The organism is Nitrosomonas marina (assembly GCF_900110145.1).
In the GTDB taxonomy this organism is placed as follows: Bacteria; Pseudomonadota; Gammaproteobacteria; order Burkholderiales; family Nitrosomonadaceae; genus Nitrosomonas; species Nitrosomonas marina.
In genome coordinates, this window is sequence record NZ_FOCP01000020.1 from 13,653 (window position 1) to 39,771 (window position 26,119).

14 protein-coding genes are annotated in these 26,119 nt (G+C 47.7%); 9 read left to right on the forward strand and 5 right to left on the reverse strand.

The window, feature by feature from the left end; translation table 11 throughout:
- From glyS to BMX44_RS12625, 3 genes are all read right to left on the reverse strand, one after another.
- Positions 1-2,118, reverse strand: a complete 2,118-nt coding sequence (gene glyS, locus BMX44_RS12615; RefSeq protein WP_090633612.1) for a glycine--tRNA ligase subunit beta — start codon at positions 2,116-2,118, stop codon at positions 1-3.
- On the reverse strand, positions 2,115-3,047 hold the full coding sequence (glyQ, locus tag BMX44_RS12620) for a glycine--tRNA ligase subunit alpha (protein ID WP_090633617.1): 933 nt from the start codon (positions 3,045-3,047) through the stop codon (positions 2,115-2,117). The genes glyS and glyQ overlap by 4 nt, the downstream gene beginning before the upstream one ends.
- Positions 3,048-3,190: 143 nt before the next feature.
- The gene (locus tag BMX44_RS12625) at positions 3,191-4,198 is read right to left on the reverse strand and encodes a J domain-containing protein (RefSeq protein WP_143056948.1); all 1,008 of its coding nucleotides are present in this window, start codon (positions 4,196-4,198) and stop codon (positions 3,191-3,193) included.
- A gap of 685 nt (positions 4,199-4,883) precedes the next feature.
- Between BMX44_RS12625 and BMX44_RS12630 the strand changes: the two genes are divergently transcribed.
- Positions 4,884-5,633 (forward strand): DUF4114 domain-containing protein, encoded by a 750-nt coding sequence (locus tag BMX44_RS12630; protein WP_177167759.1) that lies wholly within the window; start codon positions 4,884-4,886, stop codon positions 5,631-5,633.
- Positions 5,634-5,865: 232 nt separating this feature from the next.
- Here the strand turns inward: BMX44_RS12630 and BMX44_RS12635 are convergent, their stop codons facing one another.
- Positions 5,866-7,386 carry an NAD(P)H-hydrate dehydratase gene (locus tag BMX44_RS12635; protein ID WP_090633622.1) on the reverse strand — a complete coding sequence of 507 codons (1,521 nt, stop codon included), beginning with the start codon at positions 7,384-7,386 and terminating at the stop codon, positions 5,866-5,868.
- A gap of 74 nt (positions 7,387-7,460) precedes the next feature.
- On the opposite strand from BMX44_RS12635, the gene purL reads away from it, so the two are divergent.
- From purL to BMX44_RS12650, 3 genes are all read left to right on the forward strand, one after another.
- Positions 7,461-11,492, forward strand: a complete 4,032-nt coding sequence (gene purL, locus BMX44_RS12640; RefSeq protein WP_090633624.1) for a phosphoribosylformylglycinamidine synthase — start codon at positions 7,461-7,463, stop codon at positions 11,490-11,492.
- Between the two features lie 18 nt (positions 11,493-11,510).
- A complete protein-coding gene (locus tag BMX44_RS12645) occupies positions 11,511-12,770 on the forward strand; it encodes a ChaN family lipoprotein (protein WP_090633626.1) in 1,260 nt (419 codons plus the stop codon).
- Between the two features lie 101 nt (positions 12,771-12,871).
- Positions 12,872-14,917, forward strand: coding sequence for a M1 family metallopeptidase (locus BMX44_RS12650; RefSeq protein WP_090633628.1), 2,046 nt, complete (start codon positions 12,872-12,874; stop codon positions 14,915-14,917).
- 463 nt (positions 14,918-15,380) lie between these two features.
- Here BMX44_RS12650 and glgB read toward each other — a convergent pair whose 3' ends face one another.
- Complete coding sequence (gene glgB, locus BMX44_RS12655) at positions 15,381-17,591, reverse strand: 1,4-alpha-glucan branching protein GlgB (protein WP_245738926.1); 2,211 nt, start codon at positions 17,589-17,591, stop codon at positions 15,381-15,383.
- Between the two features lie 241 nt (positions 17,592-17,832).
- Between glgB and glgC the strand changes: the two genes are divergently transcribed.
- The 5 genes from glgC to lpxK all read left to right on the forward strand — a co-directional run bounded on the left by glgC (position 17,833) and on the right by lpxK (position 26,055).
- Positions 17,833-19,113, forward strand: coding sequence for a glucose-1-phosphate adenylyltransferase (glgC, locus tag BMX44_RS12660; RefSeq protein WP_090633633.1), 1,281 nt, complete (start codon positions 17,833-17,835; stop codon positions 19,111-19,113).
- A 10-nt stretch (positions 19,114-19,123) separates the two neighbouring features.
- Positions 19,124-20,824: a glycoside hydrolase family 57 protein gene (locus tag BMX44_RS12665; protein WP_090633636.1), complete on the forward strand. Its 1,701-nt coding sequence runs from the start codon at positions 19,124-19,126 to the stop codon at positions 20,822-20,824.
- A gap of 128 nt (positions 20,825-20,952) precedes the next feature.
- On the forward strand, positions 20,953-22,977 hold the full coding sequence (locus BMX44_RS12670) for an alpha-amylase/4-alpha-glucanotransferase domain-containing protein (protein WP_090633638.1): 2,025 nt from the start codon (positions 20,953-20,955) through the stop codon (positions 22,975-22,977).
- Between the two features lie 50 nt (positions 22,978-23,027).
- Entirely contained in the window at positions 23,028-24,665 is a 1,638-nt protein-coding gene (gene pgi / locus BMX44_RS12675; RefSeq protein WP_090633640.1) for a glucose-6-phosphate isomerase, read from the forward strand.
- Positions 24,666-25,005: 340 nt separating this feature from the next.
- The gene (lpxK, locus tag BMX44_RS12680) at positions 25,006-26,055 is read left to right on the forward strand and encodes a tetraacyldisaccharide 4'-kinase (RefSeq protein WP_090633642.1); all 1,050 of its coding nucleotides are present in this window, start codon (positions 25,006-25,008) and stop codon (positions 26,053-26,055) included.
- The last annotated feature ends 64 nt before the right edge of the window (positions 26,056-26,119 follow it).

Genomic DNA, 26,119 nt, shown 5'->3' on the forward strand with positions numbered 1-26,119 from the left:
TCAACCAGCCAGCTTGGAAAGATCGGCTACCCGGTTCATTGCCTGATGCATCATTTTGAGCAAACACAACCGGTTGATCCGAAGACCAGCATCATCCGTATTGACCATTACATGGTCAAAAAATGTATCAACAGGTTCCTTGAGGGCGGCAAGCGACTGCAGCGAACGCGTATATTCACCGGATTCAAATGCACTGTCTGCCTGCGGCTTGGCCTGCATCAATGCATCGTACAGAGCAGTTTCGGCCGGTTCTTTAAGCAAACCCGTGTTTATTTGGCTGTGAATGACTGCATCGCTTTCTGTGCTTTTTTCCAGGATATTATGCACGCGTTTATTGGCAGCCGCGAGGCTAGGGGCTTCAGGGAGCTTTTCAAAAGCACGCACGGCTTCAAGCCGTTTGGGGATGTCTTTGAGGATTGCTGGCGCCTGGCTCAGTACAGCATCAATAGTCTGCGGCGTATAGCCCTGTTCACGCAGATTTCCCGCCAGGCGGTCATATATGAACTGTAATGGCGAGATCGCTGTTTCTGGATATTTCTCGTCAAATGCAAGCCGGGCTTCCTTGAGCAGGAAATCCAGCGACAAGGGTAATTCTTTTTCAATCAAGATACGGATCACACCCAACGCATGTCGCCGAAGCGCAAACGGATCTTTGTCGCCCGTTGGCACTTGACCGATACCGAATAAACCGGTCAGCGTTTCAAGCTTATCAGCCAGCGCAACACAAATTCCAACCATATTGCGCGGTAATGAATCCCCGGAGAAACGCGGTTTATAATGATCCGCAATAGCCTGCGCTATTGTTTCTGCATGCCCGTCATGCAATGCATAATAATATCCCATGATACCTTGTAACTCTGGAAACTCGCCGACCATTTCTGTCAACAGGTCCGTCTTGGATAATAATGTCGCTTTACCCGCATCATCCGCCAACGCTTCACCGCCAAGTAGCAGTGCAATAGACCGGGCGATAACTCGAACACGCTGAATACGGTCACCCTGGGTGCCAAGCTTGTTGTGATAGACCACCTGGTCAAGCCCGGGTAATCGAGACTCCAGCGACTTCTTGCGATCCTGATCAAAGAAAAATTTGGCATCGGCCAAACGCGAGCGCACAACGCGCTCATTGCCGGTAATAACAAGCGATGGGTCGGCCGGGCGGATATTCGAAACCAGCAAAAATTTATTCGCCAGCTTTGCATTTGCATCCATCAGCGGAAAATATTTCTGATTGGCTTTCATCGTCAATATCAGGCATTCATGCGGCACCTCGAGAAATTCGGGGTCGAACTGGCCAATCAGTACATTGGGCCACTCCACCAGCGCAGTAACTTCGTTAAGCAATGTATCGTCCTGAAACAATTTCAGCCCTGCTTTTTTGGACGCTGCATCCAGCTGCTGGATGATTTCATTACGACGATCATCAAAACCAGCGATAACGGCCCCTTCTTCCAGCAGTTGCTGTGCATAACTATCTGCATTTTGCAGCTGAATCAATAATTGGCTTGCTTCAAACCGGTGTCCCAGCGTCTCACGGCCCGCGTCTAACCCCAATAGCCTGACCGGTATGATTTCCGGGCCATGCAAAGCAACCAGGGTATGAGCAGGACGTACAAAATTGACACTTTCCCAACCGTCTGCAAGCTGATATGTCATCACTTTAGGTATCGGCAACCGGCCAATAGTCTCGTCAAGCGCAGTTTGCAGCCCATCAGTCAGCTTCGTCCCAGTGACAACAGTATCCAGAAATAATGTGTCCGTTTTACCATCACGGACACGTTTGAGCTCGGCAACAGCGTCAGCGCCCGCCCCCAAGCTGGCCAGCTTTTTCAACAGCGGCGGCGTTGGTCGGCCTTTTTCGTCCAGTCCGACTGTTACCGGCATGAGTTTCCGTGAAACGGATTTATCTGCCGCCTGTGACACGACATTCGGTATCCACACAGCTAGACGCCTGGGTGACGCATAAACCTTGAATGTTGTTGCCTGTACATCGATTATAAACCCTTGTGCTTGTAAACTTGAAATAATCGATTCAGCAAAACTGCAACCCAGCAGTTCTAGCGACTGGGGCGGCAGTTCTTCCACGCCTAATTCAATCAATAAGTTTCTGGCTATCATGCGGTAATTTTTGAAAGTACAGATGCAGGCATTTGCGCCACCCAGCTACGTGGTGCCAGAGGAAACGGCGGATCAAGCTGTTCACGGCTGGCGTAATAGGCCTGCGCCACATCACGCGAAAGTGCGCGAATGCGGCCTATATACGCAGCGCGCTCGGTTACCGAAATTGAACCACGCGCATCCAGCAAATTAAAAATATGTGCTGCTTTCAGCACATGCTCATAGCCCGGTAATGGCAAACGCAGTTCAATTAAGCGCTGCGCCTGTGTCTCATGACTGGAAAATGCGCAAAACAAGTATTCCGGATCGCTCTGTTCAAAGTTATAAACCGACTGCTCAACTTCATTCTGGTGGTAGACATCTCGATATTTCAGGCCTTCGGTCCAGACCAGATCAAAAACGTTCTCGACGCCCTGCAAATACATGGCCAGACGCTCCAGACCATAAGTGATTTCCCCGGTGATCGGCTTACAATTGATTCCCCCAACCTGCTGGAAATAGGTAAATTGCGTCACTTCCATCCCGTTTAACCATGCTTCCCAGCCCAGACCCCAGGCGCCGAGTGTGGGATTCTCCCAGTCGTCCTCGACCAGCCGCACATCGTTTTTTTGCAAATCCAGACCGAGTTCTCGCAATGAATCAAAATACAAATCCAGAATATTACTGGGTGCAGGTTTAAATACCACCTGAAACTGGTAATAATGCTGTAGACGATTAGGATTATCACCATAGCGACCATCCTTGGGACGACGAGATGGCTGTACATAAGCCGCCTTCCACGGCTCAGGACCAAGCGCGCGTAAAAAAGTCGCAGTATGACTGGTTCCGGCACCCACCTCGGTATCGAAAGGTTGCAAAATGGCGCAGCCCTGCCTTGCCCAATACTGTTGCAAAATAAAAATAATTTCCTGAAAAGTATGCTTGCTCATGAAAAAATCTTAGGCAGCGTTTGCTATATTTGGAATAGTCGAATTTTACAGGGTTTTACGGCAAGCGCGAGAGATTGACGGAAATTTTAGGAAAAATAAAACAAATAGCAGCATTTTCCATACTCAACCAGAATATTCGATAGTCAGACCCTGACTGCTAGAAAACTTCCACGCTCCTGCTCAAATTTAACTGTAAGAAAGCATGCACCGACAGATGCGAAAGCCTGTATCCTGTGTTGATGGACCACTTCTGCAACAGCTCGAAAATTAGGTGCTTCAATTTTGATAACATCATTCAAACTGAGAGACGTCTCGGCCAGAAAACGTGCACCTCGCGGCGACAAATCCTGAATTATGCCTTTACTGGGCAAATCTGGCCAGAACAGATAGTATTGAAATTCCCCGTACATGCTGATTCGTATGTTTGTACGTTGTTTTGGCTCAGGGAGCGTTTCGGCGGGAACAGGCAGCGGACTGCCACATTCCAGGCAAGCATGTTGCTGATAGGGGCCAACTTGTTTTGTATACGCTGTGTGACAAAATACGCAATATGACAATGACGCCCCGGATTCGTCGACGACCGGCGAAGTAGCATCGCTGCCAAAATCCGAACGACCGGCACGCCTTTTTTTCCCTACCGGCATCAATGTTTTTTCAGAATATTTCCATTTGCCGGCGAGATAGGCATCATATCGCATCCGCGCCGCTGGGTTTGCAAGAACCGCATACGCTTCTCCCAGCAAATCGACGTTCTGATAGGGATACTGCAGCAAGGCCTGGTAACTGGCGATAATAATTTCAGCTGGAGCATCCGGCTGTATCTGGAGAACCCGGTAATAATTGCGTCGGTTTGGCCGAGATTCAGTACAATCAGGGATACCCCTGACAATACCCGTTGCAAAAGATCCAAGGCTTAACATCCTGATAGGATATCGCTTTCGCAAATTGCGGTCATATACTGCGCGTTTTAGTGGATCGTTTAACACCGCCATGGCCATTTTGAGCGCATTAGAACGCAGTTCTGCATAATCCTGATCCGGGTACATCCTGATTTTCAGCATCAAAATGCGATAGTTAACCTGAATAACCGTCAATGGCGCATCAGGTTGTGCATAGAGTGATCTGTAAAAATTCCGCCTTTCCTCTTTCATAAAATAACGCACTCGCATAATCCACGTAACGTACATTAACAGCATCAGTACCTAAGAGTCCAATTCCTGATCAACCGGGACGGATACATCTTTCTGCTCAGGGTCGATTATTGCCAGCGTGCTTTGTTCTTTCCGACAATTTCGGCTCAGCCATCCTATCGAGCATCACTCGAATCACATACTGTACTTTAGTCCATGCGCACAATCATCTCGACCACTTTCTCCGTCGACAAGGTCCTGCTTTGAGGAAAACACGCCACTTCTTTCATTGTCATCAAAAAACACATTGAATACGCGCTCAAACATCACCTGGTTTGTTTATCAACGAAAACAGGCGAATATTTGCTGTGTATTCAAACTGAACAACAGCACGAGTTGCATATCCCTGCTCAGAACATACATAAATATTTTATTCATATCCATCTGTATATCCACATGTTTTTTTCAATCACCTACTCATCTGTACCATTGTCCAATGGTTCAAATATCCTAAACCATCAAGAATAGCTACCCATAAAAGATGTCAGCTTATGTCTCGATTGAAGCAATCGAGCTTCGCAGAACGACTGTTGCACTGATCGTAGATCAATAAATCCGGGCATGTGCCGATTTCAATCCGAAATCAGCACCTGATCCGGTAATTTTTCAAAGAATTGCAAAAAAACGGATCAAAGGAGAAATGAACATGAAGAAACAATACGGCACAGCTTTCAAAACAACTATGGCTGCAGCTATAAGTCTGGTGGCAGCCGGATCAGCGCATGCAACAGTTACATTCGGTGATGGCGGCGCATCACTGCAGGGCATTTTAAATGACATAACCGTGGCACCGATAAACAATGTCAGCAGCACTAATGTCAATACAGATCAAATTCTCTTAGATGAATATTGGCAGATATCCGGAAGCGGCGGTTCATTTGCTCAAATCATTATTGAACTAGCCGGCAATGCAAATACTAATACCGTCGGCATTTATGATGCCAGCGACCCATCCAAACAGGTAACTTTGTTTTCTGGAATAGAAGGAGCAGGTGCACAAAAGCTGTTATCTTTTGCAAATGACGGATCTGTAATTATCAACTTCGCTGATACCGGTATTGATTTTTCAGGAAATGCGTTCGGCTATTTTCTAAACACTGGCGGGAACATTTTTTATAGTGATACAGATTTAAATAACGACGGCATTGACCACATGGTCGCTTTTCAAGGACAAGGCACTGATACAATTGACCTTCCTGCAACACTTCCAGGAATCTGGAGCACAAATGAATATATCATGGCCTGGGAAGATATATACGGCGGCGGTGACACCGACTATAATGATTTCGTTCTGATTACAGAATCCGTCAATCCAATCCCCGAGCCATCCATGCTGGCATTATTCGGCATCGGCTTGATTGGATTTATCAGAAGACGCAATGAACAAGCCGGTTAAACGAGATCATTCCACTCAGTCACCTGGCCCGTACAATACAATCTACCGGGCCAGGATCTTGATTTACCACCCGACTCATCGATCGTTAATAAGGTCAGCAAGCAGATCATTAGTACGCATCAAGCTGTCCTTGCACCCGACTAACCGGCTTTGCAGTGTACAATCCGATTAAAATCAGCTGCCACCCGGATTGTTAATTCGTTTCCTTTCACCCATTCAGTTATTTACGCAATCAGCTTTTCTTATAAATCCAGTCGTTCAACAATAATCGTGCGGCGGTAATAACTTCCGAAGCTGTCATTCCCACCGGTCCGTTATTCCGTTTCAGTAATTCATCGGCTGCGGCACCATGCAGGTAAACAGCCAGTAGTAGCGCATCCTCCGGGGTTTGTCCCTGTACAATTAACGCTCCGATAATACCAGAGAGCACATCACCAGTGCCTGCGCTACTCAAACCCGGATTACCGCTGGTATTGAAAAAACAAGTTCCATCTGGTCTGGCGCAGATACTGCCCGCGCCTTTCAGTAAAACCTGGCAACAGAATTTCTCCGACAGACTGATTGCGGCAATCTGACGATTGCCTTGTATTACAGACGTATCAGTATCCAAAAGCCGCGCCGCTTCAGCCGGATGAGGTGTTAATATGGCAGGTGCTTCCCGTTGCTTGAGTCTTCTAGCCAATTCACTGTGAAAAGCAATATGGTTCAGTGCATCAGCGTCCAGCACTAAGGGTAAATCAGTATCAAGCGTTCGCTCCAGCCAGCCATAAGTATATTCATTCATACCCATGCCCGGCCCGATCACCAAACAATCTAGCGTATCCAGATCAAACAATTCCGATGGCGAGCGTATCATCAACTCCGGATGCACAATGTCGACATCGGGTGCCGAGGTTGCCAGTATACTCAGATAGACGCGCCCGGCACCGGCATGCAGTGCCGCACGGCCAGCCAGAATAGCTGCACCGGTCATGCCATTGTTGCCGCCCAGAATACCGATATTGCCAAAGCTGCCTTTATGACTGTTAGCTGCACGTGGCGAAGGCAATAAAATACTGGCCAGTTTCCGGTTAATCATCCATGCGCGGGGTGGCATGATAGCTACCGGATCAAGATCCAGATCGCAGATAATGATCCTGCCACTATATTGCGGGCCATAGTGGGTCAGAATACCCGGTTTGGGACTGATAAAAGTAAGGGTAATGTCAGCGTTGATCACTGCGCCGTAAACGCTGCCATCATCACTTCCAAGCCCGGATGGTATATCAATTGCCAACACAGGCTTTTGCATGGCATTGACGGCATTAATCCAGCTCAGGTATTGATCCGCCATCGGGCGATCCTGCAGCAGACCGATGCCAAAAATGCCATCAATGATCAGATCCCATTTCTGGCCGTTCCCGGTTCCCGGAATCTCCGAAAAAATATTTTCTTCGCCATTCTGCCATGCCAGCCTGGCCTGTTTGGCATCCTGTGATTGACGATCAGGATCACCGTTGAATACCACAGTCACTGCATATCCCCAATGTTTCAAATACCGTGCGGCTACAAAAGCATCGCCACCGTTGTTACCGGGACCGGCCAGCACGAGAACACGGCTGTCACAATTCAGGACAAAATATTTTCTAGCAATCTCTGCAGTTGCGCGTCCAGCCTTCTCCATTAAATCCGGTGGTTCAGGCAAGGCAAAAACAGTTTGCTCTATTGTGCGTATTTCATCGGTCAAGTAGACCGGGGTGATTGTTCTTATCATCTGGTCTGCCAGTATCAGTAGAAAGAATTATTTCTCGTGTAAAATGATGATTTTGATTTTGGTAAAATTTCCCGATGCTTCGATTTTGTGGCGGTCATGCGTTATCTGCATTCAGGCTGGAAAAACTGATTTGTGCATTCAACGCACTGGATTTACAAGTTTCTCACATTTATGCTGAATTTTGGTATTTCTGTGCAATCAGTCGCACATTAACCAAAACAGAAACGTCAATGCTTGAGAAGTTACTTAACAGCTGCCAATCCCAACGTCCTGCAGCAGCAACATTGCCTCTCGCGCTTGTGGTTCCCCGTCCGGGCACTATTTCACCCTGGTCGAGCAAGGCCACCGACATCGCACATCATTGCGGATTGAAGCATGTCGAACGAATTGAGCGCGGTATTGCTTATACTATACGGACAGACCGTCCTTTTCGCCCCGAACAGCAACAGTCTCTGCAGTCATTGTTGCATGATCGCATGACCGAAACAGTTTTACGGTCTTTTGATGATGCAGAACGGTTATTTTATCATTTGACTCCACAACCGCTTCATATCATTGATTTTCATTCCAGAGGGTTGCAGGCGCTTGAGGAGGCCAATACAGAAATGGGTCTTGCGCTATCGGCCGACGAAATTGAATATCTTGCGCAGTATTTTCGGCAAAGCGGACGCAATCCTACAGACGTGGAACTGATGATGTTCGCACAGGCGAACTCCGAACATTGCCGTCACAAAATCTTCAATGCCGACTGGATTATAGATGGGAACAGGCGCAATCGCACCCTTTTCGAAATGATCAGACATACTCATCACCAGAATCCACAAAATACGCTGGTTGCTTACGCGGATAATGCGAGTATTATCGAAGGCGCAAAAATTGCCCGATTTTATCCGGGAGAAAATCATCACTATTTGTACAAGCAGGAACAGACACACCTGCTGATGAAAGTTGAAACGCACAATCACCCCACCGCAATTTCCCCTTTCCCGGGAGCGGCGACGGGTGTAGGCGGAGAAATACGTGATGAAGGCGCAACGGGCCGTGGAGCTAGACCAAAAGCGGGATTGACCGGATTTTCAGTATCCAATTTAAATATTCCAGATTTTGCACAACCATGGGAATATTGCGACACCAACCGAAAAACCATATATGGCAAACCTCATCGCATCGCCTCAGCTCTGCAGATTATGCTTGATGGACCAATTGGCGGCGCGGCGTTCAATAATGAATTCGGACGTCCGAATCTTGCGGGTTATTTTCGCACTTTCGAAGAAAAAGTCGCAGGTGAAATGCGCGGCTACCACAAACCGATCATGCTTGCGGGAGGTATCGGGCAAATCTCGGCCAAACATGTCCGCAAAGAAAAATTTTCTTCCGGTACTTTACTGATCCAGTTAGGCGGACCCGGCATGTTGATCGGCCTCGGCGGTGGCGCGGCATCGAGTATGGATGCCGGTACGAATGCCGAGGCACTGGATTACGATTCGGTGCAGCGAGGCAATCCCGAAATGCAGCGTCGTGCACAGGAAGTGATAGATCGCTGCTGGCAACTAGAGCGTTCGGGAATAGAGAATCCCATCCTGTTTATCCATGATGTCGGCGCAGGCGGTCTGTCAAATGCTTTTCCAGAACTGGTACATGACGCAGGGCATGGGGGACGCTTCGATTTACGCGCCATACCCGTCGAAGAATCCGGCATGTCACCGATGCAGATCTGGAGCAATGAGGCTCAGGAACGTTATGTGCTTGCAATTCATCCGGAATCGCTCAAAAAGTTTCAGGAAATCTGCGAACGTGAGCGATGTCCATATTCAGTGGTCGGCGTAGCAACCGAAGAAACTCAAGTCGTAGTAGTCGATGAACAACATGCGTCAATGACTGCTCCTGTCGATATGGCGTTACCGGTATTACTTGGCAAACCACCCAAAATGACACGTGATGTCACTCATCGAATACAGCCATTGCCGGTTTTCCAGACCCATGAAATCGATTTGAGAGAAGCAGCCTACCGGGTCTTGAGGCTACCAGCAGTTGCGGACAAGACATTTCTCATCAGTATAGGCGACCGTTCTGTCGGCGGTATGACAGCGCGCGATCAGATGATAGGTCCCTGGCAGATACCTGTCGCTGATGTGGCTGTCACCATGATGGGATATCAGACATATTTTGGTGAAGCATTTGCTATCGGCGAACGAACGCCGGTGGCTTTAATTAGTCCCGCAGCCTCTGCGCGTATGGCGGTGGGCGAAGCTGTTACTAACATGTCCGCAGCCTCGATACAACAGATCAGTGACATCAAGCTGTCAGCAAACTGGATGGCAGCGGCCGGACATCCGGGTGAAGATGCCGGTTTGTATGATGCCGTGCATGCCATCGGTATGGAGCTATGTCCGCAGTTAGGTATCAGCATCCCGGTGGGTAAGGATTCGATGTCAATGAAAACGACATGGCAGGATATAGATGCGCAAACCGGATTATCCATTGACAAAGCCGTAACTGCACCCCTGTCGCTAATCATATCCGCTTTCTCCAGAGTCGGCGATGTACGCCGCACACTGACGCCACAGTTACGTACCGATTGCGGTGAAACTGAGTTAATACTGATCGATCTTGGTCAGGGTAAAAACCGTTTGGGCGGATCTGCACTGGCGCAAGTTTATAAACAGATCGGCCATGAGGCGCCGGATATTGACGGACAGTCCGGTGCTGACAGGCTTACAGCATTTTTTACCGCCATCCAGCAACTTAACAAAGCGGATGCGATACTAGCTTACCACGATCGCTCAGATGGTGGCCTTTTCGTCACGCTGTGTGAAATGATTTTTGCCGGTCATACCGGCATCACTGTCAACCTTGACCAGCTTTGCTTCGACATGTTGTCAAGCGACATCGACGGAGCCGAATTGCGTTCTGTTGATTTAAACGGGCGTTTCATTGAACGCTTGCTAGCTGTGTTGTTTAACGAAGAACTGGGCGCAGTCATTCAAATCCGAAGCGGAAAACGATCATTTGTCATGAACACACTGGCCGAAGCCGGACTACAGGGCATGAGCTTTGTCATCGGCTCCCTCAACTCTGTAGACGAGCTGCGACTAATGCGCAACAATCAACCTGTATTGTCGGAAAAACGCATTGATCTGCAACGCGCATGGTCTGAAACAACCTATCGAATGCAGAAATTGCGCGATCATTCTGATTGTGCACAACAGGAATATGACCGCATTTTGGTCAGTGATGACCCGGGATTGCATGTTGCGCTCAGCTTTGATGTGGAAGACAACATTGCTGCTCCTTTTATTCGACGAACGCGAACCCGTCCTGCCATAGCAATTCTGCGTGAGCAGGGCGTTAACGGGCATATAGAGATGGCTGCTGCATTTGACCGCGCTGGTTTTACGGCAACCGACGTACATATGAGTGACATCATTTCCGGCAGAATCTCACTAGACGCATTTAAAGGACTGGCTGCATGCGGCGGTTTCTCCTACGGTGACGTGCTTGGCGCCGGCGAGGGGTGGGCCAAATCGATACTATTCAATACACAAGTTCGCGAAACGTTTGAAGCGTTTTTCCAGCGTTCGGATACATTCGCGCTTGGTGTTTGTAACGGCTGCCAGATGATGAGTCATCTTCATACCATTATTCCGGGCGCAGAACACTGGCCACGATTTATACGCAATTATTCGGAACAATTTGAGTCACGCTTTGTCATGGTAGAAGTACAGGCGGGCCCATCGATATTGTTCGAAGGCATGTCAGGCAGCCGCTTGCCGGTAGTTGTTGCACATGGCGAGGGCCGTGCAGATATAAGCAGCAGCAGTGAAGCGGACTGCGAAGCACTGGTAACCTTGCGATATATCGATAACTTTGGCAAAGTCACGGAAACATATCCTGGTAATCCGAACGGTTCGCCGCGCGGCATCACCGGACTGACAACCCCGGACGGGCGCTTTAATATACTCATGCCACACCCTGAGCGTGTTTTCCGCATTGCACAACACTCATGGTACCCGCCCGAACCGAATGATTCAGTCCGGCGTACACGGACACTTGAAGACGCCCCCTGGATACGTCTTTTCAGAAATGCCCGTAAATGGGTAGGATAACAATCAAACATATTAACAATGAAAAATGATACAACATTAACTAAAAAACTCGCCACACTGGGATTGCTGACGTACCTCGCCTGCACAATCACGAACGCGCCAGCCAACACTGCAGACTTCTCCGCGACCAGCATCAAACCCGCTAATAAACCAGCCCGGACAGACTGCGTACCGCTTGGAAACTGGATAATACCTGGCAGTGGAGCAGCGGTTTATGCCGACATCATTGATCAGGCGGTCAAAAACTCGGTCGTACTTCTTGGCGAAACCCATGTCAATGCTGATCACCATCGTTGGCAGCTACAAATGCTTGCAGCGATGCATGCCTTACGTCCTGAAATGGTTATCGGTTTTGAAATGTTTCCGCGCCGCGTCCAGCCTGTACTCGACCAGTGGACTGCTGGCGAATTAACTGAGCAGGAATTTCTTGCGGCATCCGAATGGGACAAGGTGTGGAATACCGATCCAGCACTTTATCTGCCGCTATTTCATTTTGCGCGCATGAATCATATTCCGATGATTGCATTGAATATCGAGCAGCGCCTGCGTCGACTGGTTTCCGAGAGAGGTTTTCACGGCGTCCCAGTCGAAGAACGCGAGGGATTAACTCGTCCGGCAGAACCGAGCCAAGCGTATCTCGACTTTCTTTTGCCGATTTACCAACAGCATGATCGTAAAGACAAAAAAGACGGCCAGATTGGGTACGACGACCCGGATTTCAAACGCTTCTACGCCGGCCAGCAACTGTGGGATCGCGCCATGGCGCAGGCATTGCACCAGATCTTGAGTCATCCCGGCTACACCAAAACACCACTGGTGGTCGGCATAATGGGTTCGGGTCATGTCGTACATGGATATGGCGTACCGCACCAATTACGCGATCTCGGTATCGAGGATATCGTGTCGTTGCTGCCGTGGGATATCAATAAATCCTGCAAACAGCTTGTTGCAGGGGTCGCTGACGCCGTCTTTGGCGTACTGCCGCATGCTTCGGGTGCTTTCGAACAACCAAAATATCAACGTCTTGGCATCCGCTTTGAAATGGCACGCGGTGGCGCCCTGGTGCTGCAGGTCGAGAAAGGCAGTATTGCCGAAGCCTCCGGTCTGCAAAGCGCAGATGTTATTCTGGAAATGGCGGGTATGGCGCTTGAAACGACCGATGATGTGATTAATATTGTCAAACGACATGCCCCGGGAACGTGGCTGCCGCTCAAAATAAAACGTGATGATAGCGAGAGAGAAATTGTTGCCAAATTTCCGCCGCTGACGGTCCCTTGATACGCTCTAACGATGTGTTTTCGATACCAGAAACAACTCAATTACCTGTCTGACAAACCTGCTAAACGGCATCTCATGTGCCGCGATAATTCTTCGGAATCATGTTAAACATTCAAACAATTCGCTTGATATCTTTTTTTGTATTGTCATATTTTATCAATAGCACCTCTGCTGCATCCATACCCGGCAGTGACATTTCCCATGAAGGCTCTATCGTTTACAACATTGCAGTGAATATCGACCCTTCAACCCGTATGCTGGAAGGTAAAAGCGTTATTACATTCAATAAAACCCGCGAGCACACCCTGTTGCTTGACAAACAGTTCGAAGTCACCCAGGCATTTATAGATGACATGCCATACGCACCACAAACCGATTCAGAGCAGTCGCATTACTGGCAAATTCCGTACACCATTCTTCGTCCGCACCGAATCGAAATTCACTGGCGCGGAAAGCTGCACCCGCTTGATGAAGCGATTGATCATGAACAGACGCTCGGAAGACCGATTGCCGTGAGCGGAGAAGCAGGAACATTTCTTCCGGATGCAGCAAACTGGTATCCGCGCGTCGCCAATGGTCTGGTCCGTTATACCCTACAGATGACACTGCCCGCCGGCCAGCGCGGCCTGGTGCCAGGAAAACTAATCGACGAACAGGATGAAGACACCGGCTACCGCGCGCGCTTCGAATTTAACCATCCTGCCGGTGGTATTGATTTGATGGCAGGACCTTATGAAATTGAATCAGATCACTATAGCGGCATCAAAAATTCACCGATTCGGCTACGTACTTATTTTCATCCACAGATCAGCCAGCTGGCAGACGACTATCTGGCAACCGTCAAACGCTATTTCGAATTATATGAATCATGGATTGGCGCTTACCCCTATACCGAATTCAGTATTGTTTCCAGCCCGACGCCAACCGGATTTGGCATGCCAACGCTGACTTACCTCGGTATTAATGTGCTGCGACTGCCGTTTATCAAAAACACCTCTCTTGGTCACGAAGTGCTGCACAACTGGTGGGGCAACGGGGTGTATCCCGATTATAAAAGCGGCAACTGGTCCGAAGGATTGACGACCTTCATGGCTGACTATACGTATAAAGAACAAGAAAGTGCCAAGGCAGCTCGCGAAATGCGTCAGGGCTGGCTGCGTGATTTTGCCGCACTGGAACCTGGTCAGGATGCGCCGTTAACGGCTTTTACCTCGCGCACGCACGGTGCATCCAAAATTGTCGGCTATCACAAGGCCGCGATGTTTTTTTTCATGCTGCGCGACTTGATCGGCGATGAACTGTTTAATCGCTCGATACAGGGATTATGGAACATGCAGCGCTTTAAAGTCACAACCTGGTCAAATCTGCAAAGCATATTTGAGATCATCTCAGCCCAGGACTTATCGTTCTTTTTTGATCAATGGCTGAACCGCACCGGTGCTCCAAGTCTGACTATCACCGAAGCCTGGCAAGAACCGACCGATTTCGGTCATCGCCTGCATATCACACTGCAACAGCCAGAGCCGGCTTATCAACTGCGTGTGCCGGTAGCCATCCTGACCGATGAAGGCGAGAAGTCACATCTGCTCGACCTGCAGCAAACGATGCAGACATTTACGCTTGATCTTAGCGAAAAAACACAATCTGTGATCCTTGATCCGGATACCCGTCTATTCCGCCTGCTCGCACCCGGCGAAGCACTACCTATTCTGCGTGAAGTCATGGTCAATCCAACCACGACCACTGTTATATTATCGGACAACGATGAAACACAGCAAACCGCCGCAGCACTGGCCGAGAAATTACAACGTCGCACACCGAAAATTTTGACAGCCGATCAATTTTTAACTGGTAGCCCCACATTGGTCATCGGACTGCAGCATGAAATCGATGCCTGGCTTGAGTCACGTGGTTTGCCTGAAAAACCCGAGGAAGTGCTTGAAAAAGGAACCGCGCAAATCTGGACGTTGACCGGACCTGAAGATTCACCAATGGTTATAGTCTCCGCGCAGGATAAAGTCTCACTTGAAGCGCTCATCCGTCCACTGCCGCATTACGGGCGGCAGAGTTATATCGTATTTGACGGACGGCAGGCGGTGAAGAAAGGGGTTTGGCCGATGCAGGTGCAGCAAGTGAAAATAAAATAGGACGTGCTCATACCGTATCAATTGTATGACACCTGGAAAGCGGTCATGATGACGTTTTATTGTCGGTTTGTGTTTACGAATATATAGAAACCCATCCTCTGACATCTGCACAGGTCTCTTTTCATTTTCATTGCACCAGCGACAATACGGTTTCCATTTCGAATAGGCCCGGGGCGTACCGGTTGACAAGTATGTCGCGGTTTTTCTGAGCACATGCACGGTCAATTCGCGCCTGTTCCAGTCAGATCGCCCTGGCGTAAGCACTGTAATCCCATAGCATTACGCTCGCAGGATAATGAAAACTGTCGTTCAGTTTTGCAGCACCGTGAGCACAGCTGTCTGGCTCGCCGTTGGCAAACAGAAACCGCCAGTAAAATACCGACAAGGTAACGGAGAATGTTTTCAGTTTTTCCGCCGCTGTCTAACACTTCGGCGCAACAAATGAAATTATTGGTCTCTCACTTTATCCCTTCTGGGTTAATATCAGCCCGGCCAGCGGCGGCAGGGTTATTTTGAGCGAACAAGGCAGACCCATCCATGGCTCCCTGCCAGCAATAATCTGTCCGGCATTACCGGTGTTGCTGCCACCGTAATATACCGAATCACTGTTAAACAATTCCTGGTAGATACCCGTAGCGGGAACACCAATACGGTAACTTTCACGCGGCATTGGTGTAAAGTTCAGAATAACCACGACAAAACATCCGTTTTTTGCCCGACGCAGATAGCTGATAATCGAATGTTCTGCATCGTGACAGTCAATCCAGGAAAAACCTTCGGGCGAAAAATCGAGCTCGTGTAGCGCTGGTGTATTTTTATACAAATGATTCAAATCACGCAACACAGCCTGAACGCCGAGATTCGGTCTGTTCTCCAGTAATTTCCAATCCAGACCCCGGTTTAACTGCCATTCGTCCTGTTGCGCAAAATCATTTCCCATGAAATTCAGTTTTTTTCCCGGGAAAGTCATTTGATACGTGAATAACAAACGCAGATTAGCGTATTGTTGCCAGCCATCTCCAGGCATTTTGTTAAACAACGAACCTTTTCCATGAACAACTTCATCATGTGAAAAAGGCAATACAAAATTTTCCGTGTATGCATATACCTGGCCGAAAGTCAGTTGATCATGGTGATAACACCGATAGACCGGATCCTGACGCATATACGACAGAGTATCGTGCATCCAACCCAGATTCCATTTCATGGAGAACCCCAGGCCACCTGTATAGACCGGACGTGACACCGCAGGCCAGCTGGTAGACTCTTCAGCAAATGTCATAGCACCCGGAAATTCATCATGCACCAATATGTTGAGTTCGCGCAAAAAATCAATTGCTTCCAGATTCTCGCGGCCACCGTACCGATTGGGAACCCATTCACCTTCCTTACGCGAATAATCAAGATAAAGCATGGAAGCAACGGCGTCGACACGCAATCCGTCAAAATGAAATTCTGATAGCCAGTAATGCGCACTCGACAGCAGAAACGATTTCACTTCGTTGCGACCATAATTGAAAATAAAAGTGCCCCAGTCTTGGTGTAAACCCAGACGTGGATCCTCATGTTCATACAGAGCCGTCCCGTCGAAACGGGCCAGCGCAAAAATATCTTGCGGAAAATGTCCCGGCACCCAGTCGAGAATTACGCCGATATCGGCCTGATGACAGCTATCGACAAACATTTTGAGATCCTCGGGCGAACCATAGCGACTGGACGCGGCAAAATAACCGGTGGTTTGATAACCCCAGGACTCATCGAATGGATGTTCTGAAATCGGCATGAGCTCAATATGGGTAAAACCCATTTCCTGCGCATAAGGCAACAGATGCTGCGCCAGTTCACGGTAGCTGTAAAATCGTCCATCCGGATGTCGTTTCCACGATCCTGCGTGTACTTCCAGAATATTCACCGGTGCATGCAACCAACTCCTATCCGCACGTTTTTCCATCCAATTGGTATCATGCCATTGAAAATAACCATTTGCGACTGGCGTTAGCGCAGCTGTCCCCGGACGCAGCTCGTAGCGCATTGCGTAAGGATCGGCTTTTAGCTGAATTTCACCACTTTGCCGATTACGGATTTCGAATTTATAGAATGAACCTGCTGGCAGTTCAGGAATGAACAATTCCCATACACCGCTGGAATGATGTGCTGCCATTGAATGAACGCGTCCATCCCAACGGTTGAAATCGCCAACGACGCTGACACGTTCGGCATTGGGCGCCCAGACTGAAAAACGCAACCCATCAACACCACTATTGTTAACACGCTGCACGCCCAGTGTTCGATAGGCCTGATGCAATTTGCCTTCATTAAACAAATACAGATCATGGTCTGTGATCTGCAATGGAAACGAATACGGATCATATGCCTCGTACACACGCAACACACCAGGCGCCTGATACATGACCTCTAATTTGAGTAACACCGGCGTAGGCGGCTGCGTTGTTCCCTGCCATTCAAATACGCCCGCATCATGTATACGTTGCATCGCCTCAAACCCCTGTACTGTTCTAATCCAGACAGATCTGACATCCGGTCGAAACACGCGAACATGAAAAGATCCTGACGTTCTGTGAATGCCCAAATATGAGAAAGGATCGTGTAACCGACCGCTCACCAGTTCAACCAGAAGCGGATGCACGGATAAATGTTTTTCTGATTGTTTCAAAGTATGCAATATCATGCATAAATTATAACGTGTCTTTATTTGCCTAATTACGGATTTCGTAGTACGGTAGCAATCGTAAAATATGCGAGGAATTTAATTGTAAAAGCTGTTGCAAATATTCCAGCCCGGTTTTTTTCGATTAACCCGAAAGGTGTGTGCTGTTGTCAAAAAATACCCTGACTGGACATACAGGCTCCTGCTAAGGAGACAGATTTTTAATCAATTGAAGCGATAATTCCAAATGAAACAACACTTCAATTCAGGTACTGCACGGAACTCAATAAACCGCAACATTATCGCGCTTATTCTGGCAGGAGGCCGCGGTACACGGCTGAAACAATTGACTGACTGGCGCGCAAAACCGGCAGTACCTTTCGGGGGAAAGTTTCGCATCATCGATTTTCCGCTATCAAACTGCGTCAACTCAGGTGTACGGCAGATCTGCGTTGTAACTCAGTATAAAGCCCAGAGCCTGATCCGGCACATACAACGTGGCTGGAGTTTTCTTGACGGGCGTTTTAATGAGTATGTTGAATTGTTACCGGCGCAGCAACAGATCAAAGAAACGTGGTACCAGGGAACTGCTGACGCTGTATTCCAGAATCTCGATTATCTGCGCCGTCATCATGCTGATTATGTGCTTATTCTGGGTGGCGATCATGTTTATAAAATGAATTACCGCAAACTGCTTGCCGAACATGTCGAAAAAAATGCAGATCTGACAGTTGCCTGCGTTGAAGTACCACTGAAAGAAGCAAGTGCATTCGGTATTATAGCCGTAGATGACAACTGGCGCGTCGTCGATTTTATTGAAAAACCGGCTGATCCGCCAGCCATGCCGGGACATCCCGATAAAGCGCTTGTCAGCATGGGTATTTATGTATTCAATACGGATTTTCTATTCGATCAATTAATCCGCGATCATCATGATGAAAATTCCGCACACGATTTCGGTAAAGACCTGATTCCTTATCTGGTTCCGCGAAACCATGTCTATGCGCACCGTTTCATGGACAGTTGCGTCAATATGGCGGCAGGCATACCTTACTGGCGAGATGTCGGCACAGTCGACGCCTACTGGGAAGCCAACATAGATTTGACAACTGTCACGCCGGACCTGAATATGTACGATAAAAACTGGCCGATCTGGACTTATCAGGAGCAATTGCCACCCGCAAAATTTGTTTTCGACGATGATAAACGTCGAGGTCAGGCATTCGATTCTATGGTATCCGGCGGATGCATCATCAGCGGTGGTACGGTACGTCGATCATTGCTGTTTTCCAATGTGCAGGTACGCAGCTTCAGCAGCGTCGAGGATGCTGTAATCCTGCCCAATGTCGATATCGGGCGCAATGCCAGACTGAAGCGGGTTGTAGTTGAAAAGAACTGCAAAATTCCAGAGGGTCTCGAAGTCGGTTTCGATGCAATTGCAGACAGTAAAAAATTTCATGTAACCGACAAAGGCATCACATTGATCACACCTGAAATGCTCGGTCAAAGAATACACTATCTGGAATAGTATTCACTGCATGCAACAGATTGACCTTATCCTGCTGTGGCACATGCATCAGCCAGATTACCGTCATTATGACACCCGTGAATTTCAAATGCCCTGGGTTTATCTGCACGCCATCAAGGATTATACTGACATGGCATACCATTTGGAAAACCATCCAGAAACCAGGGCAGTGGTAAATTTCGTACCGATACTGCTGGATCAAATTGAGGACTATCAGGCACAATTTTCTACAGGCCAACTTCGAGACCCCTTACTTCGCCTGCTGATTACACCTGAACTGGACAAGATCTCCGATAAGGATCGCGAATGCATTTTAAGCACCTGCTTCAAAAGCAATCACGATACCATGCTCAAACCGTATCCGGCTTACAAGCGACTGCATGATTTGTATGACACCCTGCATAAATCAAACGCAGATGGATTGATTCAGTTTTCCGGGCGTTATTTTTCTGATCTGCTGGTCTGGTACCACCTGGCATGGACAGGTGAAAGCGTCAGACGGAGCCACAAAATAATCCAGCAACTTATGCAGAAGTGTGATAATTATGATTATTCTGACAGAACACATCTGTTTAACCTGATCGGGGAATTGATCCGGACACTGATACCCCGTTACCGCAGACTGGCCGAGAATGGGCAGATAGAATTATCAACAACGCCGCATTATCACCCACTCACGCCGCTCTTAATTGACTTTAGTTCAGCACGAGACAGCCTGCCCGAAATCGCACTGCCAGCAAAAAAACAATATCCAGGCGGCCGCGACCGCGCAGCCTTTCATTTAACATCCGCCATAAAAAGTCATCTACAGCGATTTGATATCCAGCCCGCCGGGATATGGCCGGCGGAAGGCGCAGTCTCGCACTCGCTGATTCAGATGCTTGAAAAATCCGGTTGCCATTGGTGTGCAAGTAGTGAGGGGGTGTTAGCGAACAGCTTGCGCCTCTCTTATCCGGATTCGGATATACCCGATCGTAACCGTTATCTGTACCGCCCTTACCGCATCCATGGCAGTGAAAGCCTGATCTGCTTTTTTCGGGACGACCAGCTTTCCGATTTAATTGGATTTGAATATTCCAAATGGTATGGCCGTGACGCCGCTCAACACTTTATTCAGTCTCTCGAGCAGATCGCACTTCATGCACAACCGGGTGAAAACCCGGTTGTCAGCGTCATACTTGATGGTGAAAATGCCTGGGAATTTTATCCATACAATGCTTTTTATTTTCTCGATGATCTGTACAGTCTGCTGAAAAGTCATACCAGCATCCATACAACCACATTCCGGGATTACGTCGGTTCAGCCAGTCACGCCAAGCAGGTCGTGACGCTGCCTGCAATGTCGGCGGGAAGTTGGGTTTACGGTACATTCTCCACCTGGATAGGCGATACACAAAAAAATCATGCCTGGGATCTGCTTTGTGCCGCAAAAGAAAAATATGACACTGTCATACAGGACGACAAATTGACTGCACAGGAAAAAAGCGAGGCAAATCTCCAGCTCGCATCATGCGAAAGTTCTGACTGGTTCTGGTGGTTAGGTGATTATAATCAGGCAGATACTGTGGCCCGGTTTGATCAGCTATTCAGGGATAACCTGGCGAATCTCTACCGCCTGCTGAAGCAGCCGGTACCGCCGACATTACGCGAACCGATCAGCAAAGGTGACAAGCACGCTATGGAAGGCGGTACGATGCGGCGGTCAACATAGTAGACGCGCATCGACAGTAAATACTATTTTGTTGACACTTTAATCGATTATCGATTTTTCCCATGCAACGTATAGTCGATTATACTGTTTAGGCGTATCGTTATATCAATTCAAACGGGGATATTCTTATGCAGCGGCAGGTATCGTTACTCTTTGGCGTGCACGCACACCAACCGATAGGCAATTTTCCTGAAGTGCTCGAGGACGCTCATTTTCGTTGTTACAGGCCATTCCTGGAAACACTTTACCGTTATCCTGATTTTCATTTTGCAGTGCATTTTTCCGGATGGCTGCTTGAGTACCTGTTCGAACATTACCCAAATGACATGACTTTACTTAAAGCAATGGTTGAGCGCGGGCAGGTTGAATTGTTCGGTGCAGGTGACACTGAGCCCGTTCTGGCTGTAATACCATATCGCGATCGTATCGGGCAGATCGAGACTTTCTCAAGCAAACTTTCTGCAATGCTGGGTCAGCGCCCTCAGGGTGCCTGGTTGACCGAGCGTGTCTGGGAATCTACTGTAGTGCCAGCGCTGACTGTCTGCGGTATTCGTTATGTTATTGTGGACGATTACCATTTTCTTTGTACAGGTATGCCTGCCGAACAGCTGAATGGTTTTTACACGACTGAGGAAGATGCTCACAAGCTGGATATCTTTCCCATTTCCGAAACATTACGGTATAAATTACCCTTCTCTCCCGCCGGCGATGCCATCGGGTATCTTGAATCACTGGCAGACCGGCACTGGGACAGCAACGACAACAAGCCTCATGCTGCAATTTATTTTGATGATATCGAAAAGTTCGGTATATGGCCGGAAACCTATCAATGGGTTTACGAGAAAGGATGGCTCGAACAGTTTATTCAAGGCGTTCTGGCATCCCCAAAAATCAGGGTACGTCACTACCGTGATTATCATGCGACCGCAAATACTCAGGGGGTTGTTTATCTGCCCACAACTTCATATGTTGAAATGAACACCTGGACACTGCCCGCTCAATCAGCCCAGTCATTTGAATATCTGGTCAAGGAATCCAAAGCAGCTGGCTGGTACGAACAAAAAAAAGCGTATCTGCGCGGGGGCATATGGAAGAATTTTCTGTCTCGCTATCCAGAATCAAACTGGATGCATAAGCGCATGCTGGGCCTTTCAGCACGTCTGGCCGAATTACCGGATAATCAACGCACACCACCTATGCAACAAAAACTGTACGCCACACAGGCCAATGATGCGTACTGGCACGGCTTGTTCGGTGGGCTGTATCTACCGCACCTGCGCCGTGCTATTTACAAAAACTTAATCGAACTTGAGGCCATGCTTGATCACTGCAAGCCCCGTGAAACCGTTCAGATAAAAGACTTCGATCTTGACGGCCTGGATGAAATCTTTTTACAAAACAGTATACACCAGATCATTATGAAGCGTGACTGTCATGCCAGTATTGTAGAGTTTGACGCCTATCAGCTTAATCATAATTTTGGCGATACCCTTCAACGTCAGACTGAGCATTACTATCAAAACGTGCAGCTGGACGGTCAAGATGCGCATCAAAATTCGCACAAAATGGGAGACGGTATCAGTTCTGCACATGATCGGGTAGTAAATAAACATATTATTCATGCTGCGGACCTTGAGCCCGACTCACATCAGCGCCAATTGTTTCTGGACAGCATCGACGGCACATTTATTAGTTATCAGTATACCGCTTCTGATTTGAACGCTATTTATTTTCAAACTGAAAACAGCCAGCAGTCTATTGAAAAAATGTTCTCGCTAACAGATAACCACTTAAGTGTCCGATATAGTTTTACTGAGAAATCCGACAGTCTTTTTCGAACCGAAATCAATTTGGCCATGCCCAGTTGCGACGGCGTGGGCGGACGCTTTATTTATAACGACAGCGACATGGGCAGCTTCGGTCAACTGCTGAAATTGACAAAGTTGCACAGGATCACTTTGGACGATGACACACTTGGCGGCCGTATCATATTGAGTACTTCTGCACCTGCTGAGTTCAGTGCGCAACCACATTTCACAGTTTCCCAATCGGAACACGGATTTGAGAAAATTATGCAGGCAGTGACACTACAACTTCAATGGGCGATCCAGATGCAGGAATTAACTGTCACGCTTGAAGTATATCGACACTAGTGTGCAAACATTAAAATGTTGTTTACCGTTAACACAACCAGCACCCGATCATGTCTCTACTGACCGAATCACAAGCCTGGCTTGATCTCAAAGCGCACCAATCCACCAGCAAGCAACATTCTGTGCGTGATCTGCTCGAGCTGGATAAACAGCGTTTCAATAAATTCTCTCTATGCTTCGAAGATATACTGGTTGATTTTTCGAAACAGCCCATCACGCAACAGACCGTCGATCTACTACTGACCCTTGCCCGTCAGCAAAATCTGGAAACATGGATTGATCGAATGTTTCTTGGTGAAAAAATTAATCATACCGAGAACCGAGCAGTTCTTCACACTGCTTTACGCAGCAAGAAACCCGTGATGCTTGGTGGTGAAGATGTCACACACAGAGTAAAGCATGAACTGCAGAAAATGAAGCGTTTTTCATTCGCTGTACGAAATGGCGAATATCTGGGTTACTCCGGCAAACCCATTACAGACATCGTCAACATAGGCATCGGCGGATCGGATCTCGGACCGCTTATGGTCACCGAAGCACTCCAGCCTTATTGTTCAGAAAGGCTCAAGGCCCATTTCGTTTCGAACGTCGACGGCGTCCAGCTTTATGAAACATTGCATCAGATCAACCCTGCCACAACGCTGTTTATCATTGCCTCAAAGACTTTTACTACGCAAGAAACCATGACAAATGCACATTCAGCGCGTGATTGGTTTGTTGCAAACAGTGGCAGTAGAGATGCCGTGTCAAAGCATTTTATTGCCGTTTCCACCAACCTTGACGCGGTAAAGACATTCGGCATCGACGCTGACAATATGTTTGAATTCTGGGATTGGGTTGGCGGACGTTATTCACTATGGTCTTCTATAGGATTGTCAATCGCATTAATGGTCGGCATGGATCATTTTGAAGCGCTGCTCGCGGGTGCTGATGCTATGGATCAACATTTCTCAACGGCTCCACTTGATAAAAACATACCAGTCATGCTGGCGCTTCTTGCCGTCTGGCATATAAACTTCAATGACATCCGGTCTCATGCTGTGCTGCCTTATGATCAGTACCTGCACCGTTTTTCCGCTTATCTGCAACAATTGGAAATGGAAAGTAATGGTAAACGGATTTCACGGGACGGCCAGGAAGTTGACTACCAAACAGGTATTGTAATCTGGGGAGAACCCGGAACAAACGGTCAGCATGCCTTTTATCAGTTATTGCACCAGGGAACGCAAAATATTTCCGCTGATTTTCTTGCACCCTGCCAGAGCCAGCATCCAATCGGCAACCATCATCTGTTACTACTTGCAAATTTTTTCGCCCAGACTGAAGCACTGATGCGGGGCAAGAATGAAGATGAAGTACGGAATGATCTAGAATCTGAAGGGCTGTCTGCAGAATATATCGAGAAACTGCTACCGCATAAAACCTTTCCCGGGAATCGTCCGACAACCTCCATTTTGTATAAGAAGCTGACTCCCAGAACCCTGGGTACATTGATTGCAATGTATGAACATAAGGTTTTTGTTCAAAGCGTCATCTGGAACGTCAATCCATTTGATCAATGGGGCGTTGAACTGGGAAAACAACTCAGCAACAAAATTCTTCCCGAACTGGAGCAGAATGGGCCGGTTTCAACGCATGACGCCTCCACCAATGGATTGATCAATTTTTTCAAAAATAATCAAAACTGACTCACGTCTTTATCAGTATTTACGCTGGATGATTAATTTTTTGCACACGCTATGCTGAAAATTCGATTGGATCTCATACACGAAGCTCGGTCGATTAACTATTCCAGCCCAGCGTCCTGAGTATTTATATAATTTTTCGAAACCAGTTAAAACGTTTGATCAGTTTGATGTGTCTAATGGTTTGGTTAAGATTGTAATTTTCACCTATCGAACACATAACCAAATAAAAGCAGCTTGCATTATTCACAAAATCCGTGTGAGAATTTTCACATTTAACGTCAAAAAATATTATAAAATTTTTCTAAGTAATTGTAAGTATTATAGCTTACGGAGGGTTGCCATGAAACTGTCAGATTTGTACTGGCATCGTGTTACACCATTACATCTATTACTTTGGCCACTAAGCCTGTTACTAAATTTATTTTTTAAAATACGCAAATTATGTTATTGGCTGGACTTTTTTCCTTTGGTCAAGCTTCCAGTCCCGGTGATTGTTGTCGACAGTATTACAATTGACGATGGTGGTAAGACACCGCTGGTGTTATGGCTTGTCGAAATGCTGAAGGGACGGGGCTTGTCACCCGGTATTGTTACTCAGGGAGACCCCGATCGGCCCGGACAGCCTGAGGCCTTAACGAAACTGAGTGAACATGCCAGGGTACGCAGCAAAGCGTTGCTGCTTGGAAAACGTTTAGAACATACCTGCCCTGTCTGGGCGGGCAATAATCCCGCAGATGTTGCTCAGGCGTTGCTGCAAGCACATCCTGACTGTAACATCATCATATGTACCTTTGGTTTGCAATACCCACGCCTGGAGCGTGATTTTGAAATTGCCGTTGCCGATTTTAATGAAGCCAGCTTTGGAAACGGATTATTGTTACCCGCTGGCCCGTTGCGCGCCGGTTTAAAACGTTTGCATAGTGTTGATGCTGTAGTAATCAACAGTCCACGAAAATTGCGTTTCGATACCAGCGATTGGGCACCAACTTATCATATGAAGCTGGTTGGTAACATGGTCTACAATTTATCCAGTCCCGATGGCCGGCATCCAGTCTCTGATCTCAAGGACAGATCAGTACAGGCTTTTGCTACATACGGTAATACACAATGGCTAGCCAACCAATTACAGCAAAATGGTCTCAAAGGCAAAATGCAATCCGTCACAGATGATCACCGGTTTGTAGAACAGGATTTTTCAGCTATTGAAGCAGAAGTAATTATCATGCTGGAAGAAGAAGCGATTCAATGTCAGAAATTTCAAAAAGACAGGATTTGGGCATTACCGGTGGAAGCCTGGATTGACGGTGAAATTCAAGCCCGAGTGTTGAATATGTTAAGGGAAAAATTGGCCGATTCAGACGTCACGAATGAGATGGCCTGTTCAAACTGAGGCTGCGAACTACCCGTTATTAAACAGGATATAAGCTGGTAACTGTTAAAGATTGTCGAAGTTG

Coding starts and splice junctions, on each gene's coding strand:
- BMX44_RS12645 (WP_090633626.1), top strand. CDS start 11,511: ATGAAAAATGATACAACATTAACTAAAAAACTCGCCACACTGGGATTG.
- glgC (WP_090633633.1), top strand. CDS start 17,833: ATGAAACAACACTTCAATTCAGGTACTGCACGGAACTCAATAAACCGC.
- glyQ (WP_090633617.1), bottom strand. CDS start 3,047: ATGAGCAAGCATACTTTTCAGGAAATTATTTTTATTTTGCAACAGTAT.
- BMX44_RS12635 (WP_090633622.1), bottom strand. CDS start 7,386: ATGATAAGAACAATCACCCCGGTCTACTTGACCGATGAAATACGCACA.
- glyS (WP_090633612.1), bottom strand. CDS start 2,118: ATGATAGCCAGAAACTTATTGATTGAATTAGGCGTGGAAGAACTGCCG.
- BMX44_RS12665 (WP_090633636.1), top strand. CDS start 19,124: ATGCAACAGATTGACCTTATCCTGCTGTGGCACATGCATCAGCCAGAT.
- pgi (WP_090633640.1), top strand. CDS start 23,028: ATGTCTCTACTGACCGAATCACAAGCCTGGCTTGATCTCAAAGCGCAC.
- lpxK (WP_090633642.1), top strand. CDS start 25,006: ATGAAACTGTCAGATTTGTACTGGCATCGTGTTACACCATTACATCTA.
- BMX44_RS12625 (WP_143056948.1), bottom strand. CDS start 4,198: ATGAAAGAGGAAAGGCGGAATTTTTACAGATCACTCTATGCACAACCT.
- purL (WP_090633624.1), top strand. CDS start 7,461: ATGCTTCGATTTTGTGGCGGTCATGCGTTATCTGCATTCAGGCTGGAA.
- BMX44_RS12630 (WP_177167759.1), top strand. CDS start 4,884: ATGAAGAAACAATACGGCACAGCTTTCAAAACAACTATGGCTGCAGCT.
- BMX44_RS12670 (WP_090633638.1), top strand. CDS start 20,953: ATGCAGCGGCAGGTATCGTTACTCTTTGGCGTGCACGCACACCAACCG.
- BMX44_RS12650 (WP_090633628.1), top strand. CDS start 12,872: ATGTTAAACATTCAAACAATTCGCTTGATATCTTTTTTTGTATTGTCA.